General features: G+C 72.8%; 13 protein-coding genes. 2 read left to right on the forward strand and 11 right to left on the reverse strand.

Annotated features, from left to right (window positions below):
• Positions 1-59: 59 nt before the first annotated feature.
• The 8 genes from ACXET9_RS05105 to ACXET9_RS05140 form a co-directional block, all read right to left on the reverse strand.
• Positions 60-440, reverse strand: a complete 381-nt coding sequence (locus tag ACXET9_RS05105; RefSeq protein ID WP_457885424.1) for an FKBP-type peptidyl-prolyl cis-trans isomerase — start codon at positions 438-440, stop codon at positions 60-62.
• 85 nt (positions 441-525) lie between these two features.
• A complete protein-coding gene (locus ACXET9_RS05110; RefSeq protein WP_457885425.1) occupies positions 526-1,488 on the reverse strand; it encodes an FKBP-type peptidyl-prolyl cis-trans isomerase in 963 nt (320 codons plus the stop codon).
• 114 nt (positions 1,489-1,602) lie between these two features.
• On the reverse strand, positions 1,603-2,994 hold the full coding sequence (pafA, locus tag ACXET9_RS05115) for a Pup--protein ligase (RefSeq protein WP_457885426.1): 1,392 nt from the start codon (positions 2,992-2,994) through the stop codon (positions 1,603-1,605).
• A gap of 94 nt (positions 2,995-3,088) precedes the next feature.
• Positions 3,089-3,277 (reverse strand): ubiquitin-like protein Pup, encoded by a 189-nt coding sequence (locus tag ACXET9_RS05120; protein ID WP_457885427.1) that lies wholly within the window; start codon positions 3,275-3,277, stop codon positions 3,089-3,091.
• 93 nt (positions 3,278-3,370) lie between these two features.
• Complete coding sequence (dop, locus tag ACXET9_RS05125) at positions 3,371-5,005, reverse strand: depupylase/deamidase Dop (RefSeq protein ID WP_457885865.1); 1,635 nt, start codon at positions 5,003-5,005, stop codon at positions 3,371-3,373.
• A 101-nt stretch (positions 5,006-5,106) separates the two neighbouring features.
• On the reverse strand, positions 5,107-6,654 hold the full coding sequence (gene arc / locus ACXET9_RS05130; protein WP_457885428.1) for a proteasome ATPase: 1,548 nt from the start codon (positions 6,652-6,654) through the stop codon (positions 5,107-5,109).
• Between the two features lie 79 nt (positions 6,655-6,733).
• A complete protein-coding gene (locus ACXET9_RS05135; protein ID WP_457885429.1) occupies positions 6,734-7,804 on the reverse strand; it encodes a tRNA (adenine-N1)-methyltransferase in 1,071 nt (356 codons plus the stop codon).
• Between the two features lie 43 nt (positions 7,805-7,847).
• Positions 7,848-9,011 carry a site-2 protease family protein gene (locus tag ACXET9_RS05140; protein ID WP_457885430.1) on the reverse strand — a complete coding sequence of 388 codons (1,164 nt, stop codon included), beginning with the start codon at positions 9,009-9,011 and terminating at the stop codon, positions 7,848-7,850.
• 237 nt (positions 9,012-9,248) lie between these two features.
• On the opposite strand from ACXET9_RS05140, the gene ACXET9_RS05145 reads away from it, so the two are divergent.
• Positions 9,249-10,058 (forward strand): PAC2 family protein, encoded by an 810-nt coding sequence (locus tag ACXET9_RS05145; RefSeq protein ID WP_457885431.1) that lies wholly within the window; start codon positions 9,249-9,251, stop codon positions 10,056-10,058.
• An 86-nt stretch (positions 10,059-10,144) separates the two neighbouring features.
• On the opposite strand, the gene mshC is transcribed toward ACXET9_RS05145, so the two are convergent.
• The 3 genes from mshC to ACXET9_RS05160 form a co-directional block, all read right to left on the reverse strand.
• Positions 10,145-11,401 (reverse strand): cysteine--1-D-myo-inosityl 2-amino-2-deoxy-alpha-D-glucopyranoside ligase, encoded by a 1,257-nt coding sequence (mshC, locus tag ACXET9_RS05150; protein WP_457885432.1) that lies wholly within the window; start codon positions 11,399-11,401, stop codon positions 10,145-10,147.
• Positions 11,402-11,444: 43 nt separating this feature from the next.
• A complete protein-coding gene (locus ACXET9_RS05155) occupies positions 11,445-12,317 on the reverse strand; it encodes an undecaprenyl-diphosphate phosphatase (protein ID WP_457885433.1) in 873 nt (290 codons plus the stop codon).
• Between the two features lie 250 nt (positions 12,318-12,567).
• On the reverse strand, positions 12,568-12,897 hold the full coding sequence (locus ACXET9_RS05160) for a DNA primase (RefSeq protein WP_457885434.1): 330 nt from the start codon (positions 12,895-12,897) through the stop codon (positions 12,568-12,570).
• Between the two features lie 185 nt (positions 12,898-13,082).
• On the opposite strand from ACXET9_RS05160, the gene ACXET9_RS05165 reads away from it, so the two are divergent.
• A complete protein-coding gene (locus ACXET9_RS05165) occupies positions 13,083-13,325 on the forward strand; it encodes a DUF5703 family protein (RefSeq protein WP_457885866.1) in 243 nt (80 codons plus the stop codon).
• The last annotated feature ends 12 nt before the right edge of the window (positions 13,326-13,337 follow it).

A 13,337-nucleotide genomic window follows, 5' to 3' on the forward strand; every position in this document is an offset into this window, starting at 1 on the left:
GGGGGCGGGAGCCTCGAAGAGGCCCTCCTGCTCCCCCGCCGCGCCGGTGGTCGGGGTGATCAGCGCTTGTGCACCGCCACCAGGTCGCACACGAAGATCAGCGACTCGCCGGGGGCGATGACGGGCGGGGCGCCGTGCTCGCCGTAGGCCAGGTGCGAGGGGATGTCCAGCCGGCGGCGGCCGCCGACCTTCATGCCCTGGACGCCCTGGTCCCAGCCGCTGATGACCTGGCCGACGCCGAGCTGGAAGCGCAGCGGCTGGCCGCGGTCCCAGGAGGCGTCGAACTGCTCGCCGCTGGCGTGGGAGACGCCGACGTAGTGCACGTCGACGACGTCGCCGCGACCGGCCTCGTCGCCTTCGCCGACGATCTCGTCGGTGATGATCAGCTCGGTGGGCGCCTCGCCCTCGGGGAAGTCGATCTCGGGCTTGCTGCGGGTCATGGGTCCTCCTGGGGTCGGGACGGGTACGGACGGTTCAGCGGATCAGCGGATCAGCGGGGGCGGCACCGGAGGCGCCGGCCCCGTGTCACGCGCTGTAGGGGCGAGCGGCGTCGAGGACGTCGATCACGAAGATGAGGGTCTGGTCGGCGAGGGCGCTGGTGCTGCCCTCCTCCGTGGTGCCGTAGGCGTCGGCCGGCGGGATCACGAGCATGACCTGGCTGCCGACGGCGAGGTCCAGCAGATGATCGTCCCAGCCGGGGATGACCTGGCTGGCGCCCTGCGTGAAGGAGAAGGTGGTGCCGGCATCCCAGGAGGAGTCGAACTGGGTGCCGTCGGACCACTGCCAGCCGGTGTACGCCATCGTCAGGTAGTCGCCGGCCTGGGTGACGTCGCCGGTGCCCTGGATGAGGACCTCGCGGACGGTCTCGGTGGGGGCGTCGCCGGTGGGCGTCGAGTCCAGCGACGGTGCACCGTCCTCCGCGAGGGTGACGGTCGGGAAGTCGCCGGAGACCTCCTGCGCCTCCCCCTCCGCGCGCAGCGAGGGGATGACGCGGTCGACGTCCGCCACCTGGACCAGCGAGTAGGTGGTGCCGGAGGTGTCGGTCTGCCAGCCGGCCATGGCGAAGCGCGAACCCACCGTCACCGTCTGGAAGAACGCGAGGGCGGAGTCCCCGATGGCGTCGGCGCTCAGCGTCAGGGTGTTCGCCGAGGCGCCCTGCCACCACGACTGCAGGGTCTCCCCGGTGGAGGCGTCGACGTACATGCTGCGCAGGATCGCCACGTCGCCCTCGGCGAGGGCGTCGCCGTCACCCGTGACGACCAGCGTCGCGTCGGCCGCGTCGATCGTCAGCGGCGGGGTGAACTCCACCGTCGGCTCGGCCCCGAGGTCGTCGCCGATGGTGACGCCGTCGAGCGAGCTGCCCGTGAGCCCGGTGCCCCCGTCGGAGGCGTCGGAGCCGGTGCCGTCGGTGTCGTCGCTGCAGGCGGCGAGGCCGATCGCGGCGGTCGCGGCGAGGGCGGTGGTGAGCAGGGTGCGGCGGCGGATCACAGAGGGCCTTTCGGGTCAGCGGGGTCCCGGGCGGGGACGCGGGGTCCAGGGTACGGTCTGGACCCCGGAGGAGTCTCGGCTCTTCCTGGGAAAGAGCCCGGGGGCGCGGGACGGTCAGGCGGGCGGTGCCTGCTCGCCCGCCGCCGTCCCGGCGGCGCGGATCTCCTCGAGCAGGGCATCGACCTCGGGCGCGCTCGTGGCGAACGGGTCCAGCACCTGCACCGGCATCGCGCCGGGACGGGTCAGCCGCAGCGTGGTCCAGTCCACGACGTGATCCACGCCGAGCTCCTGGGCGAGCGTCACGACCTGCCCGCGCAGGTGCGCGCGGGTGGTCGTGGGCGCGATCTCGCGGGCCCGCTCGATCCGCTCCTCGTCCAGCACGTGCGGGGCCAGGCCCCGCCTCTGCAGCGCCTGGAAGACGCTGTGCGCGGGATCGATGTCGTGATATGCCAGGTCCAGGCGCTCGACGGCCGGGTCCTCGAGGGCGATCCCCCGGCGTTCCCGCACCTGTGCGATCAGCGTCTCCTTGATCGCCCAGTCGAGGTTCCGCTGCGCCCACGAGCGGTCGCCCGTGCGCACGGCGTCCAGCGCCCGCTGCCAGTCCTCCAGCACGTCCTGCTCGTCCTCGTCGGCGACGGTCGCGGCGAGGTCCAGCCAGCGCTGCTGGACCTCGAGCGCGGTGGTCGTCCCCCCGGCCGCGGTCGGCAGCGGGGCCGAGCCCGTGAGATCGCGGGCGACCGTGCGGATCGCCGCGATGTCGTCGGCCAGGGACGAGTCCGGCAGCGCGCGCCCCGACTCGATCAGCCGCAGCACGAGGTCGGTCGTCGCGAAGCGCAGGCGCGTGGAGACCTCGCTCATCGTCGAGTCCCCGACGATGACGTGCAGGCGCCGGAACCGGGTGGGATCCCCGTGCGGCTCATCGCGCGTGTTGATGATGGGGCGGGTGCGCGTCGTCGCCGACGACACCGCCTCCCACATGTGGTCGCTGCGCCGCGAGAACACGAAGGAGCCCGTGCCGTCCTCCTCGCGCACCACTCCCCCCGCACCGGTGACGATCTGGCGGGTCACCAGGAACGGCAGCAGGAACGCGGGCAGGCGCGTGAACTCGCCGCGCCGGTCCACCAGATAGTTCTCGTGCGAGCCGAAGGCGTTGCCCGCGGAGTCGACGTTGTTCTTCAGCAGGTGGATCACGGCGTCCTGGCCGTCGGCCGCGAGGCGCGCATTGGCCTCCGCGACCAGATCCGCGAGGATGCGCTCCCCGGCGCGGTCCTGCGCGACCAGGTCCCACCAGTCGTCGCACTCCGCCGTCGCGTACTCCGGATGGGAGCCGACGTCGAGGTACAGCCGGGCGGCGTTGCGCAGGAAGACGTTGGAGGAGCGGCCCATCGCGACCACCGGACGGAAGAGCTCGCGGGCGGCCGCCTCCGGCTCGAGCGCCCGCGTGCCGTCGGAGGCGACGCACACGAGCCCGTACTCGGTCTCCAGACCGCCGACGCGGCGCCGCATCAGCGCACCCCGCCGGTCGTCGCCCGACGGACCGTCGGTCCCGTCGACGGGGCCGCGGCCCGACCCGCGAGAGCGCCCGCGAGCGGCCGGGCGGTCACTGGCCGCCCTTCTGCACGAAGGAGCGCACGAAGGTCTCGGCGTTGGACTCGAGGACCGCGTCGATCTCGTCGAGGAGGTCGTCGGCGGCCTGCGCCGAGGCGAAGGTCTGCCCGCCGGCGAGGGCGTCGTCGGCGCTCTCGTCGCCGTCGCGGGCACCGGGGGCGTTCAGGGACTGCTGGGACATGATGCTCCGATCATCGGGACCGCCCGGCGCGGGGCCGGGAGCGGAGGGTCGTGTGTGTATCTGTGTGCGTGCGGGTATGCGCAGGCGTCGGCCTCAGCCGCGCTCGACGGCGGCGCGGAGCGCCGCGGCGATCTCCTCGACCGGAGCCGAGGGGTCGATGCCATTGTCCTCGCACCAGCGCGCGGAGCCCAGACGCGGATCCGCCAGACGGAGACGGAGGCCGCCCTCCTCCCCGGCGAGGGTGATCGCATCCCAGCCCGCGGAGGGGACCGCCGCGCGATGCTCGGCGATCAGCCTCCCCCGCAGATGCGCGCGGGTCGAGGCGGGAGGCGTCGTGACGGCGGCGCGGACCTCCGCCTCGTCGACCAGGGCGGGCACCGCCCCCGCCGCGCGCAGCCGGTCGAACAGCCCGCGGCCCGGCCGCAGATCCGAGTACTGCAGGTCGATCGCGAGCAGCCGCGGATCCGACCAGTCGAGCCCGTGACGGGCGCGATAGCGCTCCAGCAGCTGCAGCTTCGCGACCCACTCCACGCGCGAGGCGGCCGACATCGGATCGTGCTCCAGCAGATCCAGGATCTCCCGCCACGAGCCGACGACCTGCGCGGTCTCCGGATCGGTCAGGTCCGCGCGCGCGGACACCGCCTCGAGATGCGCGCGCTGGATCTGCAGGGCGGTCAGCTCGCGACCGTCCTGCAGCGGAACCGTCGTGCGCAGGCTCGGATCATGGCTGATCGCCCGCACCGCCGCCACCGGATCCGCGAGGGCGAGATCCGGCAGCAGCGGGGCGCCCTCGCGATGGCCCGCCTCGAGCGCCGCGAGCACCAGCGAGGTGATGCCCAGCTTGAGGAAGGTCGACTCCTCCAGCAGGTTCGCGTCCCCGATGATCACGTGCAGCCGACGGAACCGGGCGGCATCCGCGTGCGGCTCATCGCGCGTGTTCACGATCGGCCGGTTCAGCGTCGTCTCCAGCCCGATCTCGGCCTCCATGAAGTCCGCGCGCGAGGACAGCTGGAAACCGGGCTCGGTGCCGCGCGTCCCGCGACCCACCCGGCCCGCGCCGACGAGCACCTGCCGGGTCGCCAGGAACGGCAGCAGCGCCGCGCACACCTCCTCGAAGGGGACGGCGCGATCCAGCAGATAGTTCTCGTGGGTGCCGTAGGAGGCGCCCTTCCCATCGGTGTTGTTCTTGTACAGCGCGACGTCGGGGATCCCGTCGGCGCCCTCGAGGATCTCCATCGCGCGCCGCGCGACGAGCTCCCCCGCCCGATCGGCGACCACGGCCTCGCGGGCCCGCATCACCTCGGGAGCGGAGTACTCCGGATGCGCATGATCCACGTACCAGCGGGCGCCGTTGACCAGCACCGAGTTCCCCACCGACCGCTGCACGGCCCAGGCCAGCACCTCGTCGTCGGCCCCCTCGGGGGCGACATCGGAGCCGACGACCGGGCCGTCGAGCTCGACCGAGGGCAGATGCGCATCGCGGACCTCGTCGGTCAGCTGCGTCGGATGCGCGGCCGCGCGCTGGATCTCGAAGCCGCGGGCGTCCCGCAGCGGCGACTCGTCGCCGTAGTCCCAGCGCACGCGCCGACCCCGCTCCCCCTCCTCCTCGGCCAGCAGCGCATAGGCGCCGACGACCAGATGCGACAGCAGGATCGCGCCCGCCGCCCCCGCCGTCGCCCGCTCCTCGAGATCGGCATGCAGGACGCCGAACTCCGTCTCGATGCCCATCGGACGCTCGGTCGTGAGACCGCCCGTCGGCGCCGCCGGGGCGCCAGCAGCGCCCGTCGCGCCGGCCGCGCCGGTTCGATCGGCCGCATTCGTCATGCCGGTCATGCGCGCTCCTCCTCGTGACGGCGCAGCGGGATGATCGCCTCGACCTTGCGGCCGCGGCGCCCGGACACGCGGGACCACTGCTCCGGGTTCTCCGCCGAGGGCATGTCCTCGTTCTCGGCGAACTCCGCCGCGATCGCCTCGTGCAGATGCTCCAGGGCGATCCCGACCTCGCCGGTCGCGATCTGCTGCTTCACGGCGTTCTTCTTCGCCCGGTCGACGATGTTGCGCAGCGTCGCCCCCGAGACCAGATCCCGGAAGTGCAGGGTCTCGGCCCCGCCGTCGGCGTACTCGACCCGCACGAAGGCCGAGGCCGGCCCCCCGTCGTAGATCCGCGCGACCGCCGCATCCAGCAGCGCCTCGCGATCATCCCGCAGCGGGACGTCCTCGCCCAGGTACAGGCCCAGGATCTCCCGGCCCGAGCGCTCGTCCGGCCGACGCACCCGGATCTTCACATCCAGCCGCCCCGGCCGCAGGATCGCCGGATCGATCATGTCCTCGCGGTTCGACGCGCCGATCACGATCACGTTGTCCAGACCCTCGACCCCGTCGATCTCCGCGAGCAGCTGCGGGACGATCGTCGTCTCCACATCGCTGGACAGCCCGCTGCCGCGCGTGCGGAACAGCGCCTCCATCTCGTCGAAGAACACCACCACGGGATGATCCGCGGCCGCCTTCTCCCGAGCCCGCTCGAAGACCAGCCGGATCGAGCGCTCCGTCTCGCCGACGTACTTGTTCAGCAGCTCCGGCCCCTTGACGTTCAGGAACGCCGAGTTCGCCAGCGCCTCCTCGACCGACACCCCGCGCACCTCCGCGCTGCGCAGCACCAGCTCATGCGCGACGGCCTTCGCGATCATCGTCTTGCCGCAGCCGGGAGGGCCGTACAGCAGCACGCCCTGCGGAGGACGCAGACCGTAGGTGCGATAGAGATCCTGCTGCAGGAACGGCAGCTCGACCGCATCGCGGATCGTCTCGATCTGCTCCGAGAGCCCGCCGATCTGCGCGAAGGAGACATCCGGGACCTGCTCCAGGACCAGATCCGTGATCTCCGCGCGATCGATCTGCTCGATCACCAGCAGAGCCTTCAGATCGACCAGGACATGGTCCCCCGGATGCAGCACCGCATCGGCGACCGCCCCCGACCGGCGCAGCACCCGATGATCATCGGGTGCGACCGCGACCAGCACCCGCGAATCCGCGAGCGCCTCCAGCACCGGCACCACATTGCCGGCATCCGCCCGCGGGACCGCCTCCACCGCCGCGAGCGCCTCGTTCAGCCGCAGCTCCGCCCCGGGCTCGAGCGCCTCGAGATCCAGGGAGGCCGACGTCGCCACCCGCAGCCGACGGCCGTTGTGCAGCACATCCACCGTGGTCCCCTCGGCGCGACGCAGGAAGGTCGCGTACGAGTTCGGCGGATCCCCCACCCGCTCCAGATCGGACTTCAGCTCGACGATCTGCGCGCGGGCGGCCCGCAGGCTCGCCGTCAGCCGATCGTTCTGCGCGGCGAACCGCTCGAGCTCGGCGGTCATCTCGGCGTAGGTCTTCATCCTCGCGCCTCTCCTCCTCGTGCGTGATGCGACGGCCGGGCCGACGACGGGAACCTCCCCGCGGCCTCGGACGCCGTCCTCAGCGGTCGCGGCCCTGGCGGATGTCGCGCAGGGCCCGCTTGATCTTCCGAGGGGCGACGCCGCGCTCGCCGATGTCCTCGGCGGTCCACTCGCCGACGCCGCCGCCGAAGCCCTCGTTGTCCGGATGGTTCAGCTCGGCCTCGTCCCGGGAGCCCGGGGCGGGGCGGGTGACGCGGCGCAGCGCGTCGGTGCCGTGGGCGGTGCGACGAGCCGTGAGCAGGAAGCCGGTGTGGGCGTTCATGCGGTGCTCGGGCCGCACGGCGAGGCCCTCGAGGTGCCAGGGCCGGACGAAGGACTCCCAAGCATAGGGCTCGGTGAACTCGCCATGGTCGCGCAGCGCCTCGGCGGTGCGCGAGAGCTGCGTGACGGTCGCGACGTAGGCGAGGAAGACCCCGCCCGAGACGAGGACCTCGGCGGCCGCGTCCACGCACTCCCAGGGGGCGAGCATGTCCAGCACCACGCGGTCGACGGCCGGCCCCTCGGGGGCGAGGGTCGGCGCCACGTCCTGGAAGTCGCCGAGGGAGAGCTGCCAGGCCGGGTGCGGGCCGCCGAAGAAGGTCTCGACGTTCTCGCGGGCGACCTCGGCGAAGTCCTCGCGGCGCTCGATCGAGTGGACGGAGCCCTCCGGGCCGACGGCGCGCAGGAGCGCCGTGGTGAGGCCGCCGGAGCCGACGCCCGCCTCGAGGACGCGGGCCCCGGGGAAGATGTCCCCCCACATGAGGATCTGCGCCGAGTCCTTGGGGTAGATGATGGCGGCGCCGCGCGGCATCGAGAGCATGTAGTCCGCGTAGAGCGGGCGCAGCGCCTGGTAGCGGTTGCCCGCCGTGTCCTCGACGACGCTGCCGTCCTCGGCGCCGATCAGGTCGTCGTGGCGCAGCACGCCGCGGTGGGTGTGGAACTCCCCGCCGTCCTTGAGGGTGATCGTGTGCAGGCGGTTCTTGGAGTCCGCCAGCTGCACCTTGTCGCCCAGCGCGAAGGGGCCGGTGCGGTCCAGGCCGCGGCGAGGTGCGCGCGGGGCGGGACCCTGCCCGGCGGCGGGGGCGTCGGTGTGCTCGGGCGAATCGCTCATGGCCGCCAGCATATGCGGATCGACGCGCAGGCGAACGGCGGGTTCACCGTCCGCGCAGCAGCGAGTTCACCTGCGCGGACAGGATCACACCGAGCAGCGCCCCGCCCTCCTCGCGGACCAGGTACGCGGCCCGCGGAGCGTCGAGCATCGCGCTGATCAGAGCATCGCCGCGCAGGTCCGCGGACAGGGTGCCGACGGGCCCCAGCGGGCGCGAGACCGCGCTGAGCGGCGTGCGGTCGCGCTCGAGGGCGGGGACCCTCGCGAGGGCCGACGGATCGATGCCGCGGGCGATGGGCTCTCCGCCGGCGGCCGCGGCCGGGACCAGGAGCAGCGTCTCCTCGGCGTCGGGCAGCCCGATGATGCTCGAGACGGGATGCCGAGGATCCAGCAGCGGAGGCCGGCGCGCGAGGGAGCGGGCGTCCATCGTCTCGATGCGCTGGGCGACGTCGGCGCCGCGCAGGGCCTGGCTCGCCCCCTGCCACAGCATCATCGCGATCACCGCGGCCCAGACGATCGTGATGAGGCTCGTGCTGTCGGCGCCCCTCGTCCCGTCCCCGGATGCTCCGAGGCCCGAGACGCGCCACAGCGGCACGGCGATCACCGCGGCGGCGATCACGCGCCCCGTCCAGGCGGTGATCCGCGTGCCGAGGGGCCGGTTGCGCAGCACGGCGCCGAGCGCCGACTCGACCGCTCGGCCGCCGTCCATCGGGAGTCCCGGCAGCAGGTTGAACACCGCCAGCGCCATGTTGAGGTAGGCGCAGAAGGTCCAGAACAGGACCCCGGCCGACTCGGAGCCGAGACCCGCGCCCGAGCCGGCCCCGGTGCCGGCGACGGCCGCCGCGAGGGCGCAGACCCCGGCGAGCAGCAGGTTCGCGCCGGGGCCGGCGAGGGAGATGAGCGTCGACCCCAGCGAGCCGACGCGATCGCCGCGATACTGCGTATGTCCTCCCCACAGCGTCAGGGCGATGTGGTCGACGGTGCCGCCGAAGGCACGGGCGGTGAGCGCGTGCGCGAGCTCGTGCACGAGCACGGACAGGATCATGAACAGCGCGATGCCCAGCGAGAGCAGGATCGCGACGGTGGGGCTCGACGCCCCGCGAGAGAGCACCGGGTGCACGATCAGCGCGAGGACGGCGACCGTCAGCACGGTGCCGGGGCTGACCCGCACCGGGGGCAGCGCTCCCAGCCTGAGCTCGGGGCTCTTCATCCGCTGGCTCCTCCTGGGCGTCGTCCGACAGACGCCCCGTCAGCACGCCCTGCGGCGCTCGGGTGGGCGCACGCCGACGGGCGTGCGCAGGGGCCCGGCGAGGATATCCGCCGAGCCTGCACCGCTCCTGACTCCTCTGCACCCTCCCGCGCCCCTCCGGGCCGCTCCCGCCCCTCCGGGCCGCTCCCGCCCCTCCGGGCCGCTCCCGCGCCCCGGCCGCGGACCTATGATCGATCCATGAGCCGTATCGCCATCACCGCTTTCAGCGGCTGGAACGACGCGGGAGAGGCCGCGACCGGTGCCGTCGAGCACCTGCTGGAGGTGTGGCCGTCCCGTCCGGCCGGCGCGGTCGATGCCGAGGACTACGTCGACTTCCAGGTCTCCCGCCCCGAGATCCGCACGACTGACGAGGGCCACCGCGTGGTCGACTGGCCCGACACGCTGCTGTACATCGTCACCCCGCCGCGCGGGCCCGAGCTGGTCGTCGTCACCGGGCCGGAGCCCTCCCTGCACTGGAAGCGCTTCTGCGACGAGATCCTCGAGCAGCTGCAGCTGCTCGACGTGCACGCCGTGGTCTCCCTCGGAGCCCTCCTCGCGGATGCTCCCCACACCCGTCCGCTCCCGGTGAGCGCCCAGGTCGAGCCCGGAGCGGCGGAGCGCGTGCAGGACGACACCCTGTACGAGGGACCGGTCGGGGTGCCGACGATCCTCGCCCGTCGCACGACGAGCGCGGGAATGCGCACCATCAGCATCTGGGTGCAGGTGCCCCACTACGTCTCGCAGAACGCCTCCCCGAAGGCGGTGCTCGCGCTGCTGCGGGAGCTGCAGGACTCCGTGAGCGCGCACATCCCGCTGGAGGAGCTCACCGAGGACGCCGAGGCATGGGAGCGGGGCGTGGACGACCTCGCCCGCACCGACGAGGACATCGCCGACTACGTGTCCCGTCTCGAGCGCGCCCAGGATGCGGCGGACCTCCCTGAGGCCAGCGGCGACGCGATCGCCCGCGAGTTCGAGAAGTTTCTGCGGCGGCGCCGCGAGGAGGGCTGAGCCCTCCGGCCGACGTCGCTCCGCTTCGTCGGCCGCTCGTCGACCGGAGCCGGGCCCGCTTCGGCAGCGGGCCCGGTGGGGCGGACTCAGCTGCGCAGATCGATCCCCAGCAGGGCGTCCACCGCGGCGGCGACGTCGCCGGGACCCTGGACGTCGGCGTCGGCGTCGGACAGGACCGGCGCGCAGCCCTCGGCCCAGGCGTCGAGCGCGTTCAGGGCCGTCGGGGTGTTGAGGTCGTCGCGGAGAGCGGCGCGGACCGCCTCGACGGTGACCGGGCTGAGGTCGCGCCGAGCGGCCGCCTCGCGGTAGGAGGCGAGGCGCTCGATCGCATGCTCGAGCTCCGCATCCGCCCATTCCCAGTCCGAGCGGTAGTGGTGGGCGCTGAGCACGAGGCGGATCGCCGCCGGGTCGACGCCCTCGCGCACCAGGCGGTGCACGAAGACGAGGTTGCCCAGCGACTTGCTCATCTTCTCGCCCTCATGGGCGACCATGCCGACATGCGGGTACGTGCTCGCGAATCCGCGGCCGAGGGCGACCGCATGCGCGGCGCTCAGGTCATGGTGCGGGAAGATCAGGTCCCGGCCGCCGCTCTGGATGTCGAAGGGCAGGCCGAGCCCGTCGGAGGCGATGCACACGCACTCGACGTGCCAGCCGGGCCGACCGCGACCGAGCTCGCCCGCCTCCCAGGCGGGCTCCCCCGCACGCTCGGCGCGCCACAGGAGCGGGTCGAACGGGCTGCGCTTGCCGGGCCGGTCCGGGTCTCCCCCGCGCTCGGCGAAGACCTCGAGCATCTGCTCCTCGGTCCAGCCGGACACGTCGCCGAGGGCGCCGTCGACGGAGAGGTCCAGGTACCAGTCCTCGCCGTCCGCGTCCGGGGTCGGGACCCGGTAGGCGCGTCCCCGTTCGCGCAGCGCGTCGACGGTCCCGACGATGCGGTCCATCGCCTCGGAGACCGAGAGATAGGTGCTGGGCGCGAGGATCCTCAGCGCCTCCATATCCTCGGCGAAGAGCGCCGACTGCTCGGCGGCCAGCTCGCGCCAGTCCACGCCGTCCCGCGCGGCGCGCTCCAGGAGCGGGTCGTCGACGTCGGTGACGTTCTGGGCGGCCTCGACCTCGAGACCCGTGTCCACGAGCACCCGTCGCATCAGATCGGCGGCGTGGTACGTGGCGGCGTGGCCCAGGTGGGTGGCGTCGTACGGGGTGATGCCGCAGACGTACAGGCGCGCGATGCCGGGCATGATGGGCACCACCGGAGCGATCCGGCCTGTCCTCGTGTCGTGCAGTCGCAGCGGTCGCGACGACGGGGGCAGCGGGGTCAGGGCGGGAGAGGTCCAGGAGCGCACCCGTCGATCATACGGGCTCCCCCTCGCCCCGGAGCGGTTCCTCTCAGGCTCCGCCCAGGGGGTCGATCACGCCGCTGACCAGCAGTCCGAGGAGGATGACACCGGCGACGATGCGGTAGATCACGAAGGGCATGTAGGAGCGGTTCTCGATGAGCCGCATGAACCAGACGATGACCGCGTAGCCGACGCCGAAGGCCACGAGGGTCGCCACGATGATGGCGCCGAGGCCCGGCGACCCGGCGGCGGCCGCCGCCGCGCTCCCCTCCGCGGTGAACAGCGCGGGCACCTCCTTCGCGGCCTTGTAGAGGCCGGAGGCGAACACCGCGGGCACGGCCAGCAGGAAGGCGTAGCGGGCGGCGGCCTGCCGCGTGTAGCCCATGACGAGGCCCGCGGTGATCGTGCCGCCGGAGCGGGAGACGCCCGGGATCAGCGCGAGCGCCTGCGCGATGCCGAAGGTGATGCCGTCCTTGACGGTGAGCTCGTCGAGGTCCTTGTACTGCGGCGCGAAGCGGTCCGCGAAGCCCAGCAGGATGCCGAACAGGATGAGCATCGTCGCCGTGATGTACAGGTTCCGCAGCGAGTAGTCGATCTGGTTCTCGAACAGCAGGCCCAGCACGCCGATCGGGATGGAGCCGAGGATCACCAGCCAGCCCATCCGCACGTCGGGATCGGAATGCGGCAGCCTGCCCGCGATCGCCCGGCACCAGCGCCCGATGATCCGCGTGATGTCCTTCCAGAAGTAGATCAGCACCGCGGTCTCGGTGCCGAGCTGGACGATCGCGGTGAACGCGGCGCCGGGATCGCTGCCCGGCTCGAGGAGCTCGCCGATCACGCGCAGGTGGGCGCTCGAGGAGATCGGCAGGAACTCGGTCAGACCCTGGACGATGCCCAGGATGATCGCGTCGAGGAAGGACACAGGCACTCCTTGCGGGCGCCGGTCGGAGAGGGCTCCGACGGCGGACCGAGGTCGAGCGGATGAGAGGGGCGGGCGGGGTGCGCGCCGCGGCTCCGGAGGATGCCGCTCGCTCGGCAGGGGTCGAGACGCGGCGTCCCGGATCGCGGGAACGGCCTCGGACAGAGTACGCGGCGCCGGGCCGTGGGCCCGACGCCGCGAAGGGTGATGGCGGTGAAGATCCGGTGAGGAGATCGCGCGGAGGAGGCCGGGCTCAGCGGCCGGACTCCTCCTCGCCCTCCTCGAGGTCGTCGTCGAAGTCGTCGTCCTCTTCGTCGTCGTCCTCGTCGTCATAGTCGTCGAGGTCATCGAGATCGTCGAAGTCGTCGTCGTCCTCGTCATCGCCGTCGAAGACGATGAGCGGGGTGGCGACGTCGTAGGCGTCGAAGAGGGCGTCGTCGTAGGTGTCGAAGGCCGAGGCGAGCTGCTCGGTGGCAGCCTCCAGGGCGGGATCGTCGTCGCCTCGCGAGGCGGAGGCGGCCTCGTAGTGACGTTCCAGGGCGGCGATCAGCGCAGCAAGAGCGGAGCGAGGATCCGTGTTCATGCTTGGACCGTACTACCTCGATGGGCACAATGGACAGCGCAGGAGCCAGGTTCGATGCCATCGTCCTCGCGGAGTCCCCGCGGGGGCGGGGCCGCAAGGAGGAGGCGCCGTCCGTGCCAGCAGTCCGTCGTCCCGGGAGCGGGCCTCCCATCGGCAGCATCGTCCACGTGCGCGACCCGCGGGGCATGCCCGATCTGCCGCTCGAGAAGGGCCGCCGCGCCGAGGACTACGAGTTCCAGATCATCACCGTCCCTCCGCGGACCCCGCTCTCCGCCGTGCGCGCCACGCTCGCCGACGAGGCCGAGTACGGCCGCTGGGAGCTCGCCCGCACCCGCCTGTACTACGGCGGCGGGAAGAAGGTCTGGATGCGTCGACGGATCATCCGCGTCCGCTCGACCCTCGGCGAGGTCGAACCCCACCGGTTCTGAGCCGGACGTCGG

This window comes from Brachybacterium netajii (SeqCode) (assembly GCF_054114245.1).